Source organism: Coleofasciculus sp. A1-SPW-01 (genome assembly GCF_040217205.1).
GTDB classification, from domain to species: Bacteria; Cyanobacteriota; Cyanobacteriia; order Cyanobacteriales; family Coleofasciculaceae; genus Coleofasciculus; species Coleofasciculus chthonoplastes_A.
The window spans coordinates 1-14372 of sequence record NZ_JAVJNP010000133.1 but is presented as its reverse complement, the minus strand read 5'-3'; the positions used below and the strand labels follow the sequence as shown (position 1 = coordinate 14372).

Sequence of the window (14372 nt, the reverse complement as noted above, 5' to 3'; positions counted from 1 at the left end):
ATGACCACAAACCCCTAAGAACTGTCCATGACCTACTTTCGCAAACGTCTTTCTCCAATCAAGCCGGGAGAACCCATTGACTACAAGGATGTGGAATTACTCCGCAAATTCATTACCGAACGCGGTAAAATTCTGCCACGTCGGATTACAGGTCTAACGTCTCAACAACAACGGGCATTGACCCGCTCGATTAAACGCGCTCGCCTTTTAGCATTATTGCCTTTCGTCAACAAAGAGGGATGATGCAGCTCAACACAAGCTCAGGGTGAGGAGTGGTGAGATAATCGATATCTGACTAAACGGTGGTGTCAAATGATTGAATCCTTTGATACCCCGTCTAATGATTTTGGTATCATCCCATCACCCGTTAGACTAGATTTAGAGTGTGATAACTCTGGCGAGGAACACCACATCCAATTTGGATGCAATGCCACTTTATATGGGCATTACTGGCGATTTATCCCACGCTGAATACAAAGTTGCAGCGTGGGAAACCTATCGCCGGATTAGTGAAAAACTAAAGATAAACGACCGGGATTAGCAAAGCTGGTGGAAAAAGGAACACTTATCGAATTTCGTGTGCAAGGCGATCGTCATCTAGCGATTGTAGACCGTCCAGATGGCAAAACACGCTGGACGGTTATCGACGAACAGGGTCAATCTCACACGCTTCATCCCCGGCAAGTTACCTACGAAGTCCAGGATGGTAAATTTGACGTCTCAGAAATTCCCGACTTTCTCAGCCAAATCGAACCCTATCTCGATCCATCCAGCCTCGAAGTGGCATGGGAATTGCTGGTGGAAGAGGGAAAAGCGGTAACCTGTGCGGAAATGGCACAGCTTTTATTTTCTGACCAAAACCCATCCCTATGTTATGCGGCTCACTGCTTGCTATCAGACGACAAACTCTACTTTAAACAAAAAGCCGATAGCTATGAACCGCGTCCAGCTACGAAAGTGGCTGAAATTAAACATCAGCAACTAGCCGCAGAATCGAAGCAGCGAGAGCAAGAAGAATTTTTAACCCGCACTCAGCAGAAACTCAATGGCGAAGCGGTAGAGTGGCAAGAGAGCGATCGCACTCGCTTTGAACTCCTAGAACGGTTTGTCCTTTATCCAGAAAATACCTCTCGTGCAGCCCAAGATATACTAGCTACTCTGGATCGCCCGCAAACTCCCCAAGCGGCGTTCGATCTGTTGGTAGACTTAGGCTTATGGAGTCCTCACGAGAATCTGTTTTTGCGGCGCTCATCTTACCCTGTTCACTTTCGTCGTGAGGTGCTTGACTTGGTGCAACACTACCTGGATTCTCCACCTCCCGACCCCGATCAAGACCGCTTAGACTTAACTCATTTGAAGGTATACACCGTTGATGACGAGAGTACCTCAGAAATCGACGATGGGTTGAGTTTAGAACAACTCGATGATGGAAAAGAGCGTCTGTGGATTCATATTGCTGATCCAACCCGCTTAGTCAGACCCGACGATGAACTTGATCGGGAAGCCCGACGGCGCAGTACAACACTCTATTTGCCGACGGGGATGATTTCCATGTTTCCCGCTGAACTGGCAACGGGTCCGATGAGTTTGGTGGAGGGTCAAGTTTGCCCAACACTAAGTTTCGGGGTAATCCTCGATGAAGATGGCAGTGTTCAAGAGTACAAAATTCACCCTAGTCTGATTAAACCCACCTATCGCCTCACCTACGAAGATGTGGATGAAATGTTGGAACTGGGGGTGAAGGCAGAACCGGAAATAGCCGCGATCGCGAAATGGGCAAAGCGTCGTCAAGAATGGCGGTCAAGTCAGGGTGCGATTAGTATCCACATGCCAGAGGCGGTGATTAAAGTCCGGGATCAAGATGAGATCATTATTCAGGTTTTAGAGGATTCCCAAGCGCGGCTAATGGTCGCAGAAATGATGATTCTAGCTGGGGAAGTCGCTGGACGTTACGGTCAAAGCCATCAAATTCCCCTCCCTTTTCGCGGACAACCTCAGCCGGAACTGCCCTCTGATGAAGAACTGCTGGTATTGCCCCCAGGTCCAGTGCGCTTCTGTGCCATGCGGCGCTGTATGCCTCGCAGTGAAATGAGTATCACTCCCCTGCGTCATGCAGGTTTGGGTTTGGAAACTTATACCCAAGTCACTTCTCCTATCCGTCGTTATACAGATTTGCTGAATCATTTTCAGCTAAAAGCTCACTTGCGCGGTGATCCCTTACCTTTTTCAGCGGAATACCTGCAAGAAACCATGCAGGGCGTGACTACAGCCGCATCAGAAGCCGCAATGGTGGAACGCCAAACCAATCGCTATTGGGGATTGGAATATTTACGGCGTCACCCGGATCAAGTGTGGCAAGCGTTAATGCTGCGTTGGTTACGTGAACATGATAACTTGGGTTTGATTCTGTTGGAAGATTTAGGGTTAGAGTTAGTCATGCGGTTTAAGCGATCCGTTAGACTAGGCGATCGCTTAGATGTTCAGGTGACTCATGCCGATCCACGTCAAGATGTGATTCAGTTTCGAGAACTGATGGATCAGGCGGTTGAACCTGCTGCTACCTAGAAGTTAGGGAGTTATCAGTTATCAGTAGCAGCGGGAGATGAGGGAGATGGGAAAGTTTCGGTGAAATGTCTGTTGTAGGGGCGGGTTTTACCATTAACGGGAAGCTTTTTACCCAGATATCTTTAAACCCGCCCCTATAGAGTGCAAGTCATCTTCAACCAAGGACAAATGACAAATGACAAATGACGAATGACAAATGACGACTGGCTAGAAATTGGTAGAATTGTAGCTCCTCAAGGATTAAAAGGAGAACTGCGCGTCTATCCCAATTCAGATTTTCCCGAACGCTTCGAGAAATCGGGACAACGTTGGTTAAAGCAATCCGTTGATAGCCAACCGCAACCTGTGGAATTATTAGGAGGGCGTTACGTTCCAGGTAAAGGAATCTATGTCGTGAAACTGGCTGGGGTAGAAAACCGGGAACAAGCCGAAGCCTTAAGGGATGCAACGCTATTGGTTCCAGAGAGCGATCGCCCGGAATTGGGGGAGAATGAATATCATGTCCTAGATGTGCTAGATTTAGAAGTTTTTAACCAGTTAACTGGGGAAGCTGTCGGCGTCGTGGTGAATGTGATTCCGGCGGGAAATATGCTTTTAGAAGTTAAACTCCACCATCAACCTGAACCAACCCCAGCTAAACCGGAAGCGCCCCTCCCGAACAGAATTAGTAAGCAACGGAAAGCTAGGAAAAAACCATCCAAACCCGTAACGGTTTTGATTCCTTTTGTTGATGAAATTGTCCCAGTAGTAGACCTTGAAAATGGTCGGATTGAGATTACACCGCCTCAGGGTTTGCTATAGCTTAATTTAGGTAATTATAAGATTTTGTAAATTTGTCCCGGTGTTTTATGAAGCTTTGATAAAGTTTTACGAATACTCAACGCTTGTTTGCCCTTAACAGGTAAATCCCGATTTCTTTTGTAAATAAATATAACAATCTTTCGCATTTTGCATAAAATTGGTGGGTTGATCGAGAGTAATAAGTAGAACTGAATTTTGCAAGTTGATACCTTCAGGTACTTTCTGAGCCATATTTTTTCAGTTCTTTCATAACTATCAAGGTGTAATTTAACCATGATGACTGCTCACAAAATCCGTCAAACGCTTCTCACTCTAACCAGTTTTGCTACGTTAGGATTTGCCGTATCCCTACCCGCCCAAGCCATAGAATTTCGGTCGATTGATGGGTCAAACAACAACCTAGATAATCCCACCTGGGGTGAAGCCGAAATTGAACTGATTCGCCTCCTCGAACCTGATTACAGTGATGGGATTTCCGCGCCTGCGGGGATGAATCGCCCCAACCCTCGCGCCATCAGTAACGCGATCGCATCTCAATCCGAATCACTCCCCAATCCCTTCCACGCCAGCGATTGGCTATGGCAATGGGGACAATTCGTGGATCATGACATCGACTTGACTGATCCGCCTGAAGGTGCAGAACCTTTACCCATCATCGTTCCAGAGAATGATTTAACCTTTACCCCTGGCTCAGAGATTCCCTTTAACAGAAATGTCGCCGCACCAGGAACGGGTACAGATAGTAATAATCCCCGCCAACAGGTAAACGCGATTACAGCGTATATTGATGGGTCAAATGTCTATGGTTCTGATATAGAACGAGCGAATTTTTTACGCACAGGAGACAGCGGAAAACTCAAAACCAGTGCGGGTAATTTGTTAATATTCAATACTGCAAATCTGCCGAATGCCAATCCCTTTGGTGTTGATGCTGAAGATCTATTTATCGCCGGGGATGTGCGGTCAAATGAACAGATTGGCTTAACAGCCGTTCACACACTTTTTGTCCGGGAACACAATCGGTTAGCCGATGAAATTGCCGCTGATCCAACAACGTCTCAAAAAGCCGCTGATGCGGAACTTTCTGTAGATGACTATATCTATCAAACCACCCGCCGGATTGTCAGCGCCCAAATTCAGGCAATTACCTATAATGAGTTTCTGCCTTTACTCTTGGGTGAAGGAGCAATTGATCCCTATAGTGGCTACGATGAAACGGTAAACCCCAGTATCAGCAACGAATTTTCCACCGCCGCCTACCGAGTGGGTCACACGATGTTACCCTCAGAATTGCAACGGATCAACAATGATGGTACATCAGCGGGAAGTATTTCATTGAGAGATAGTTTTTTTAAACCTCAAGAAATTACCGAGAATGGAATTGATTCCTTGCTGTTGGGATTAGCCTCTCAGAAAGCGCAAACCGTGGATGCTTTTTTAGTCGATGATGTTCGCAATTTCCTCTTCCCGGCTGGGAACGGGGGACTGGATTTAGCCGCTGTAAATATTCAACGGGGACGCGATCACGGACTTCCCAGTTATAATGAAGCGCGTCAGGCGTTGGGGTTAGGCGGATACACGAGTTTCGATCAAATTACATCCGACGCCGAAATTGCCCAGCGCTTCCGAGATATTTACGGCACAACCGATGGTCAAGATAATATTGATTTAGTTGATTTGTGGATCGGGGGAATTGCTGAAGACGCCTATAATGGCGGGATGGTTGGCGAATTGTTCAATGTGATTATCTCCGATCAATTCCAGCGTTTACAGGATGGCGATCGCTTCTTTTATCTGGCTGATCAGGATCTCCTGAATTTAGTCCCGGATATTGGCGATACGAGGCTTTCGGATATTATTGTTCGCAATACGGATATTACTACGATTCAGGATAATGCCTTTATTGTCGCCAAAGATGTACCCGAACCTTCCGCACTATTCGGATTGTTTTTAATTGGGGTTTTTGGCGGAACGTTGGGACAATTACGTCAGCGCCAATCCACCAACAAAGGACATTCCCAATCAATATAGCGGTTCATCCTGTAGGGGCGCACAGACGTGCGCCCTGATCAAGGTATCGCATCAGACCAGAAATTGCTGTAACAGGCGTCAACTCAACCTACGACCTATCTATTCAGTAATCCGAATTATTTATTGCCAGTCAATTGTAGGGGCGGGTTTAGGGAATCAATTCTGCTATTCCCCAATCAATGAACAACAAAACCCGCCCGGGTCGCTTATGTTACAGTTTTTCAGTGCTGCTAATATCTTAAGATGAAAACATTAACCAATAAAACCTTTATTAAGCTGTCACGCATTTAAATTGGGAATGGGTAGCGAGCAAGATGCTCGCACTACTGTTCCCTGTCGGTTCTGGCGGTTCGGGAGCAAAAAAATAAGTGTCGGACTTAAGCACACAGGTCATTTAGGGTAGGGGCACGATAATATCGTGTCCCTACAGGTGGCTTGAAGAGTTTCCCAACACCTAACATCCGACACCCTACCCCCTATTTACTTTTTAGCTATCTTACCCGCCCCTTGAGCTTATCGAGTCTATCATTGGCATCTTTTGACAGCTTGAGACAATAGCCAGTCGATGCTAGACCCCCAGTCGCGGTGATAGTTCCCTCATTCGCTTTGCCCAGGAGGACAAGACCAACTCCCGCAAAACTGATTAGAATGCAAGTTGTAGTTGTCATAAGAGCCAGGTTAAAACTCTGACGGGCTTGGCGTAATCGTTCTTGGGCAATAATCAGTTCGATGGTGGAGTCAGAGTTAGGGGTTAGGTTGTCATTCATCGGTTTCGTTGTGCCTAAACTTCATAGTTCTAATATGGCTCTAAATCCCTGAAACCCAGACTACACAATGATTTAATTGCCAATCACTTGTGATTTCTCTATGATTGTCCTATGCCCTAGTTGTGATGGAGTAAGCGATCGCTTCTTGAGTTTCCCCAGATTATGACGGATAATAGCCGCTCCAAAAAGAGGAAGATAACTATTCGCGCATCTCCACAAGGGGTAGAGAAGGCAGAGAAAGCTTTGATCCGTCTAGGCTTTGAGACAAAAACAAATTTTGCTAAATCTCGGCTTTTATCACGAAGTACAGTTACAAAATTTTTTAATTTTCAACCTATTCAGGTTGATACCTTTAAGAAAATATGTGATGAATTGGAATTGAATTGGCGAGAAACGGCGGAGATTTCCGGAGATGAAACGCCTGTTCGTCTAAAGAAGTCTGATTGCAGTCGTTCGGAGTCGAATGAGGGGAGTGAGGGGGATGAACCGATGCAAACGCTTAGGCGTCAAGTAACCGTTCTAGACAAAGACAGTCAACAAACTAAGGTAGTTATTACCTTAGAAGGGGATATAAATTCAGCCCCTAACCTTAAACTTCTAGAATTAGCTCTCAAAACCTATTCGGGAGATACTATTAAAATAATTGATATTCAAGCAGGCAGTATTAAATTAGTCGTCGAGGGTTCTCAAGAGGATATCAAAAAACTTTTATTAAATTTTCAATCAGGAGAAATCAAGGAATTAAACGGTTTTACGGTTGAGGACATTCAAGTTTTGAGTGAAAGCTCAGAGGATGACGAAAACGATAAGTGGCGTTTAGTAGAAGATATTGTCAGGCGCGAGGTTAAGAATCGAAACCTGAGTAATGCTGACTTAAGCGATGCCGACTTGAGTGAAGCTTACCTGAGTCGTGCTAACCTGAGCGGTGCTGACCTGAGCGGTGCTGACCTGATTCGTGCCAACCTGATTTCTGCCAACCTGAGTGGTGCTGACCTGATTCGTGCCAACCTGATTCGTGCCAACCTGATTCGTGCCAACCTGATTTCTGCCAACCTGATTTCTGCCAACCTGAGTGGTGCTGACCTGAGAGATGCCAACCTAAGTAGTGCCAACCTAAGTGATACCAACCTGATTTCTGCCAACCTAAGTAGTGCCGATCTGATTTTAGCCAACCTGATTTCTGCCAACCTAAGTAGTGCTGACCTGAGCGGTGCTGACCTGAGCGGTGCTGACCTGAGCGGTGCTGACCTGATTTCTGCCAACCTAAGTAGTGCCAACCTGAGTAATACTGACCTAAGTAGTGCCAACCTGAGTAATACTGACCTGAGAAGAGCCGACCTGAGTAATACTGACCTGAGAAGAGCTGACCTGAGAGAAGCTAACCTGAGAGAAGCCGACCTGAGTAGTGTCAACCTGAATGGTGTCAACCTGATTTTAGCCAACCTGAATGGTGTCAACCTGAGAAATGCCAACTTGAGAGGAGCTGACCTGAGAGGAGCTGACCTGAGCGGTGCTGACCTGAGTGATGCTGACCTGAGTGGTGCCGACCTGAGTGGTGCTGATGTGAAGAAGGCTCGGTTTAATGAAAACTCAGGGCTGACTGAAGAAATGAAACTCGACTTGCAACGACGCGGAGCTATCTTCGAGGACTCTCCAGGCGATCGCTCTAGGGTTTTGAGCCGTCGCTGACTTAAGAGTTTTTCAGTAACTTTAGCATTTTGAGTTAATGACATTAACCAATAAAACCTTTATTATTACCGGAGCCTCGGCTGGAATTGGACAAGCATTAGCGATTAAACTCGCCAAACAAGGGAGCAATTTAGTCCTAGCCGCACGAAATCAGGCGGCGCTGATGAAAACGGCTGACGACTGCTTAAAAGCCGGGGGTCAAGCGATCGCGGTTCCGACGGATGTCACAAACCCAGAAGCCTGTCAAAACCTGATCGAACAGGGGGTGAGTCGAGAGGCGTGCGATACGTTCTCAACGAACAGGCTCCGCCAACGCGGGATTGGTGAATAATGCGGGAATCTCCATGTATGCACCGGACACAGCTAAAATTGTGGGATAAATTTGGTTCGTAGTAGGGGCTTTAGCCCTCTCCAGCTAAGCGTTATAGCACTAAAGTGCTTACTACAAGCCCCTCCCTCAGCTTCTCCTCAGTAATTACCTTCTCTGGCGCGATTTCGTTGCGCTCGACAATCCCGATCAATATTATCAACCTCTTCTTGCGCTTTACACTGTTCGTAGACAATTTGACCCGTCGAATAATTGGGAAGTTGTTTCCGTTTTTCTAATGCTTTTTCAAAGTAGTCTAGAGCAGCTTCCGGTTGATCTTGATGCACTAATATTTGGGCTTTCAGGTATAAGACTTCGGGATTATCCGGCGTCATTGCCAAAGCGCGTTCGACATAATCCATCGCCTGATTATATTTTTTCAAATCTCGGTAGGCTACAGCTATCCCCCGATATGCCAGATACTTGGGATAACCATGAGTTTCTAACTTGTTAATGGCATCAGCCGGGTCAGCAAAGGGAACATTAACGGCTAACATCAAATCCATGTGACCCGTGAGTAAGTTTAACTCTGGATCAGTGCCATCAATATCTTTGGCGGCGTCTAAATATTGAAAGACTTTCTGTAATTTACTCAGCGCTCTAACCGGACCTTCTTTCTCAAAGTTATAGGTTCCTTCTAAAAAGTGACCGACGGCGGTGTAAAGATTACCGCGTAGTGGATCAGACGTAATCAGTTGTTCAGCCGTGGTTCGAGTTTTTGTGGCGTAAGTATTCAGGGTTTCTAACTCTCGCTCAGTGTACGCGATCGCGGCTAGCATGGCATAGATTAACGGATCAGTTCCTTCACTGGCTTCAGCTTGCTGGAGGTAGTTCTTGGCGGTTTTATAATCTCCTTGTTTAAAAATCGATTTAAATGCTGCTTCTGTCTTATCGCCAATATTGCGGGGATTACTGGGACGAAAGGGATCGCCAGCTAAACTCGGAGTCACCCAAAAACTGACAACCATAATCGCTGCACCAGCTAAGGCGTTTACAGTTCGTCGGGGGGTTGGCAACCAATGATTCATCGTCTTAACTACAACTAATGTCTGTTAACGTTCGACGTTGGCGGGAATTGGAGGTTCCGTCCGCAATTCTGGGACAATCGATGCCACAATGAAGAAGATCCGAACATCTTCTGGCTCAACAGATTTGGATGCTTTATCTCAAAAATATAACCTATCACCCCCCCGCTACCCACACCGCTATCTTAAAAGGTTTGACTCTAACCCTAGCACCGCAACAACTCGGACTGATCATCGGTCGCAGTGGATCGGGTAAAACGACCTTATTGGAGATTCTGGCAGGTTTAGCCCAAGCCACATCGGGTGATATATTCTGGGGTGAACAAGGATTAACTCCTGATCACTTACAACAACTCGCCGGATTGGTGTTTCAGTTTCCCGAACGGCATTTTTGTGGGAGTACGGTACTAGAGGAATTGCGAATGGGACACCCAGAACTGGGTGCAGAACGGGTTCAGGAAGCCTTAACTGAAGTGGGATTGGGTGATATTTCGCTATATACCTCTCCTCATGCGCTCAGTGGCGGTCAACAAAGGCGTTTAGCCTTAGCGGTGCAGTTGATTCGTCAACCAACGGTATTGATGTTAGATGAACCCACGGCGGGACTGGATTGGTCAATGCGCCGCCAGTTAGCGAATTTGCTCTTAAAACTCAAGTCCCATTGGACATTACTGGTGGTGACTCATGATGCAGGGGAGTTGTTGCAAATTGCTGACTCCTGTTGGACAATCCAACAGGGTGAACTGAACGCGGTTGACCCGGCGAGTCTGGGACAAAAGGCGGCGGTTACGAGTCATTAGAGAAGCAATAGGCAATAGGCAATAGGCAATAGGCAATAGGGAACAGGGAACAGGGAATAGAAAACAGTCGGATGAACGATCAACAATTGCTTCCGGAAATGGTTGAGGTTTGGCAAGAAACCTTAAATTGGCAACCTACCGAGAGTCAACACCAGCAGTTTCAGCGTCTGTATGCTGGAATTTTGGCAGGGAATCGCCAGTTGAATTTAACCCGCATCACCCAACCGGATGAGTTTTGGGAAAAGCATTTATGGGATTCACTGCGAGGTGTGGCTTCCCTGTTGTCAGGGGAGGAGAAACCGCTAAATATTATTGATATTGGTACAGGTGCAGGATTTCCCGGATTGCCTGTGGCGATCGCGCTTCCCTCAAGTTCGGTAACATTACTCGATTCGACGCGCAAGAAAATTACCTTTCTCGATTCCCTGATTCCCCAGTTAGCCATCCCTAATGCTACAACTGTACTGGGTCGGGCGGAAAAAGTTGGACAACACCGTCAGCATCACCAACGGTATGACATCGCCCTGGTTCGGGCTGTGGGTTCGGCATCGGCTTGTGCGGACTATGCGTTACCCTTCCTGAATCCAGGGGGTTTAGGGATTTTATATCGAGGACATTGGAGTGAAGATCAAACCGATGAGTTGAAGGGGAAGGTTGAATCATTAGGGGGCGCGATCGCATCGGTTGAATCCTTTACCACACCCCTATCTCATAGCATCCGCCACTGTTTGTACTTACGAGCCCCCATACTGCTCGGATAACTCCTCAAGTCCTCATTTAATTTCTTCTCTCCCAGCTTCACCGCATTGACAAAGCGGCTAAATCATTCACATCTGGTAAAAGACCCCAAACTTTCTGATATACTAGCTTGCCTGCGGCAACTCGTGTTAGGTTAACAATAGTGTAAATATTCTGTAATAATTAGAGTTACGAGCCAAAGCATTAGCTTCAAACCTGATATGACGACCCGGAGTTCACAAAGGGGTCGTAGCTAAACCGTGTAAATGGTCAAAAGAGTTTGATTTTACTACATCAGTCTGTGCTGTTGAGGTTGGTCAGGATCAGTGGAAAATTATCTGGACGTAGAAATCGTTCAATCCTTTCCTCTATCCTGTTTCAATCCAATTGCTGGTGTATGCTCATGGATTTAAATTTCAATCACATCTGGAGGTATCCTTCATGTCCGTTCGTCTTTACGTTGGCAACCTGCCAAAAGAACCCGTTGATCGCGATGAACTGCAAGCCATTTTTGCCGAAGCTAGTCCATCGGTTTCCACCAAAGTGATTAAAGATCGCAAAACGGGGAAATGTCGCGGATTTGGTTTTGTCACCGTTCCCAATGATGAGTTGGCTGAGCAAATTATTGAGAAATTCAACGGTCACGTCTTTAAAGACAGCGCCTTGAAAATCGAAAAAGCCCAGCCCAAGTCAAAAAGTTCCAATGAGGAGGAAGCTCGCCCATCTGGGGGTGGTGGTGGTGCCTCTGGACGTCGGGGAGGGGGTAAAAAATCCAAACGGAATACTCCAACACCCGATTCGGGTTCAGTTCAACCTGACCCCCGGTGGGCGGATGATTTGGCAAAACTCAAGGAACTTTTATCGGCGCAACCGAATAATTCCTAGAGTTGCTCTAAATCAAAAGCCAAACCCACTGAACTCGTCTAGCGACAAAAGCGGCGTTAGACAACCCGCGCTAACCGTAGGACACGGTAAACGCAGTGTTTTCTGCTGCCAATTTGCCGTGTCCGTCTTTGTTGCCAAATTTCAGGCAATGGTGATCGCTAAAGACCGACCGACAATGATACCCTTACTTCTGGGGTGACATTCTGAAATCTGGGCATCGTTAACCCAACGATGACATAAGGCCCATCCCCAGTAATTCATAACCAAGAAGGACATTTTAGTATGAGTGCAGAAACTGACCCGGTTAAGGTGATGAAGCAAGAAGTCGGTAAAGCAGCGGCCCAACGGGTGCAATCCGGGACAATTGTTGGCTTAGGTACAGGCTCAACCACGGCGTATGCGATTCAGTATATCGGCGATCGCATCAAAAAAGGGGAACTGAAAGATATCAAAGGGATTCCCACCTCATTTCAGGCAGAAGTGTTAGCTAAAGAGCATGGTATTCCTTTAACCAGCTTAGATGCGGTGGATCATATTGATGTTGCCATTGATGGCGCTGATGAAGTTGATCCGCAAAAGAATTTGATTAAAGGCGGTGGTGCCGCGCATACTCGTGAGAAAGTGGTGGATTCTCTCGCCGCCCAATTTATTGTGGTGGTGGATAGTGGTAAGCTGGTTGAGCGGCTGGGTTCCACATTTAAACTGCCTGTAGAAGTTATTCCGATGGCGTATGCCCCAGTGATGCGGGCGATCGAGAAATTGGGGGGCAAACCCGAATTACGGATGGGGGTCAAGAAAGCGGGACCCGTGGTAACGGATCAGGGAAATATGGTGATTGATGTTACCTTTGATTCGATTGATAACCCCGGTGAATTAGAAAAGACGATTAATAATATTCCTGGTGTTTTAGAGAATGGTTTATTCGTCGGTGTGGCTAATGTGGTGCTAGTTGGTGAAGTGAAAGATGGTCAACCGCTAGTACGCGAGATGTAATCGGTTATCCCTGTCAGCTCAACGTCGGTACGTATTGGGGAAGGCGGAGTTCTATCTGCCTTTCTTTGATAACATCTACTGATGGGGAACTAACCGTTACCTTACCAGCGTCTATTCTCTCATCCACTGGATTATACCAGTTACTGTGGGTGCAGGGTTTGAATCGAATTAAAATATTGCCAGACAAGGTTTGATTATCAACCCGCCCCGACAAATTAAGCAATTCTAGATAATTTATGAGGGGACGTTGGCAATGAAACCGATGCAGAAAAATGGGTGGACGACTCGGTTTAAAGGGATAACGGCTTTCAGTTTAATCAGTGTTGTAATTGGGGGGAGCCAGTTCATTTTTCCCCATCGCAGTATCGCTACGGATAACAGCGCTATTCCAGTCCCCGTTAAGGAATTAGCTGACGACATCAATACAAGCGATCGCTTACCCGATCAAGTTGCTGATGTTTTATTAGAAAAAGTATCGAAAGCAACAGGCTTATCTCCAGAGGCGCTAACTATTGTTACCTTTAAACCCTGGCAATGGGCATATGGCTGTTACTTCCCGACCTATCCCCATGCTTGTGATCAGATTATAATCTCAGGCTGGAAAGTCACCGTTGGTTCGGAAACAAACCATTGGGTTTTTTTAACGGATGAATGGGGTCAACTGGTTAAGTTAGACGACTATAGAACTCCAGCAAGTTTACCTGCATCAGTTACTGATCCGGTATTGAGAAAAGCCTCTGAGATGACGAGATTATCCACAAGCGAATTGGAGATTGTCATGTTTAAATACGCAGAATGGGCGTATGACGATGAAACATCCAGTTTGTCTTCGTTGGAAAACCCGGTTACAATTCCCGGATGGGAAATAACGGTGAGTGATGGAACAAACCGATGGGTTTATATAACGGATGAATATGGTTTTCTCGTCCAGCTATTTGACCCAAAGAATTTTATCCCCTTACCCCCATTACCGGAACAAGGTGTTAAACCTGTACCCATTTCTAAGCGTGAATTACCACCTCCATTACCGCCAAATCAAGATATAGTGTTTCGGGAAATTCGCCAAGGTGGTATTGCTGGGGAAACCAGAGAGATAGTTTTGTATGGGGATGGGCGAGTAATGATCGATCCACAGGAGGATATGAATAATGAGGTTGATGCTTTTGTGCTGCCGCCGATGGTGCTACAGTTTCAGCGATTGATCGAATTAGAGGAGTTTGCCCAATTCAAGAATTTGAGTTATCCCTCAACCACAGGCGGTGCTGATTTCATCACTTACACAGTGACGAGCCGGGATGGTACGGTTAAGTTTAACGATCTGTCTTATGAAAGTTTGCCGTCAGATTTACGAACCGTTGTTGATGCGTGGAAGCAAATTCTTAGTAGTCTGAGAAAACCCTAGATAATGATTTTTACGCTTGATTCGATACACGGGGAGCGCGGTTTAATTTTCATTTGAGTAGAGACGTTGCAGGCAACGTCTCTACAGCTAACTTATCGCCGTCGCAATACCATCACCGATCGCGCGGTAACTGGAATCGGCTTATCCTCGGTATAGCTAATCTCCTCCTCGACAAAGCGAGGCTTGTCGGTGTCAATCACCACCACCCATTCTCTGGCTTGCAATCCTGGAGGGAGCGTAAATTCAATCATCTCATAGTGAGCATTGAAGCAGATGAAGAAACTCTCATCCATGACTCGTTCCCCCTCC

Annotated in this window: 13 protein-coding genes and 1 pseudogene; 11 read left to right on the top strand and 3 right to left on the bottom strand. The window is 46.4% G+C overall.

Annotated features, from left to right (window positions below):
- Positions 1–27 precede the first annotated feature (27 nt).
- The 4 genes from rpsR (at position 28) to RH949_RS20775 (ending at position 5397) form a co-directional block, all read left to right on the top strand.
- Positions 28–243 carry a 30S ribosomal protein S18 gene (rpsR, locus tag RH949_RS20790; protein WP_006106620.1) on the top strand — a complete coding sequence of 72 codons (216 nt, stop codon included), beginning with the start codon at positions 28–30 and terminating at the stop codon, positions 241–243.
- Positions 244–549: 306 nt separating this feature from the next.
- Positions 550–2565: a ribonuclease catalytic domain-containing protein gene (locus tag RH949_RS20785; RefSeq protein WP_446355832.1), complete on the top strand. Its 2016-nt coding sequence runs from the start codon at positions 550–552 to the stop codon at positions 2563–2565.
- Positions 2566–2754: 189 nt separating this feature from the next.
- Positions 2755–3366, top strand: a complete 612-nt coding sequence (rimM, locus tag RH949_RS20780; protein ID WP_446355830.1) for a ribosome maturation factor RimM — start codon at positions 2755–2757, stop codon at positions 3364–3366.
- A gap of 273 nt (positions 3367–3639) precedes the next feature.
- A complete protein-coding gene (locus tag RH949_RS20775) occupies positions 3640–5397 on the top strand; it encodes a peroxidase family protein (RefSeq protein WP_446355828.1) in 1758 nt (585 codons plus the stop codon).
- Positions 5398–5888: 491 nt separating this feature from the next.
- Here RH949_RS20775 and RH949_RS20770 read toward each other — a convergent pair whose 3' ends face one another.
- Positions 5889–6164 carry a TRADD-N-associated membrane domain-containing protein gene (locus RH949_RS20770; RefSeq protein ID WP_006106618.1) on the bottom strand — a complete coding sequence of 92 codons (276 nt, stop codon included), beginning with the start codon at positions 6162–6164 and terminating at the stop codon, positions 5889–5891.
- Between the two features lie 378 nt (positions 6165–6542).
- Here RH949_RS20770 and RH949_RS20765 point away from each other — a divergent pair, with 378 nt between their 5' ends.
- Positions 6543–7853 (top strand): pentapeptide repeat-containing protein, encoded by a 1311-nt coding sequence (locus RH949_RS20765; protein WP_446355825.1) that lies wholly within the window; start codon positions 6543–6545, stop codon positions 7851–7853.
- 37 nt (positions 7854–7890) lie between these two features.
- Entirely contained in the window at positions 7891–8184 is a 294-nt protein-coding gene (locus RH949_RS20760) for an SDR family NAD(P)-dependent oxidoreductase (RefSeq protein WP_446355823.1), read from the top strand.
- Positions 8185–8321: 137 nt separating this feature from the next.
- Here the strand turns inward: RH949_RS20760 and RH949_RS20755 are convergent, their stop codons facing one another.
- On the bottom strand, positions 8322–9248 hold the full coding sequence (locus RH949_RS20755; protein WP_446355821.1) for a Sll0314/Alr1548 family TPR repeat-containing protein: 927 nt from the start codon (positions 9246–9248) through the stop codon (positions 8322–8324).
- A 128-nt stretch (positions 9249–9376) separates the two neighbouring features.
- Here RH949_RS20755 and RH949_RS20750 point away from each other — a divergent pair, with 128 nt between their 5' ends.
- From RH949_RS20750 to RH949_RS20730, 5 genes are all read left to right on the top strand, one after another.
- Positions 9377–10045 carry an ABC transporter ATP-binding protein gene (locus RH949_RS20750; protein WP_006106621.1) on the top strand — a complete coding sequence of 223 codons (669 nt, stop codon included), beginning with the start codon at positions 9377–9379 and terminating at the stop codon, positions 10043–10045.
- Between the two features lie 71 nt (positions 10046–10116).
- A complete protein-coding gene (gene rsmG, locus RH949_RS20745; RefSeq protein ID WP_446355818.1) occupies positions 10117–10806 on the top strand; it encodes a 16S rRNA (guanine(527)-N(7))-methyltransferase RsmG in 690 nt (229 codons plus the stop codon).
- A gap of 418 nt (positions 10807–11224) precedes the next feature.
- On the top strand, positions 11225–11668 hold the full coding sequence (locus RH949_RS20740) for an RNA recognition motif domain-containing protein (protein WP_446355816.1): 444 nt from the start codon (positions 11225–11227) through the stop codon (positions 11666–11668).
- Positions 11669–11950: 282 nt separating this feature from the next.
- A complete protein-coding gene (gene rpiA, locus RH949_RS20735; protein ID WP_446355814.1) occupies positions 11951–12661 on the top strand; it encodes a ribose-5-phosphate isomerase RpiA in 711 nt (236 codons plus the stop codon).
- Positions 12662–12914: 253 nt separating this feature from the next.
- Positions 12915–14063, top strand: a complete 1149-nt coding sequence (locus RH949_RS20730) for a hypothetical protein (protein ID WP_446355812.1) — start codon at positions 12915–12917, stop codon at positions 14061–14063.
- Between the two features lie 92 nt (positions 14064–14155).
- On the opposite strand, the pseudogene RH949_RS20725 reads toward RH949_RS20730, so the two are convergent.
- Positions 14156–14372, bottom strand: a pseudogene (locus tag RH949_RS20725) (glycogen debranching enzyme); the annotation flags it as partial.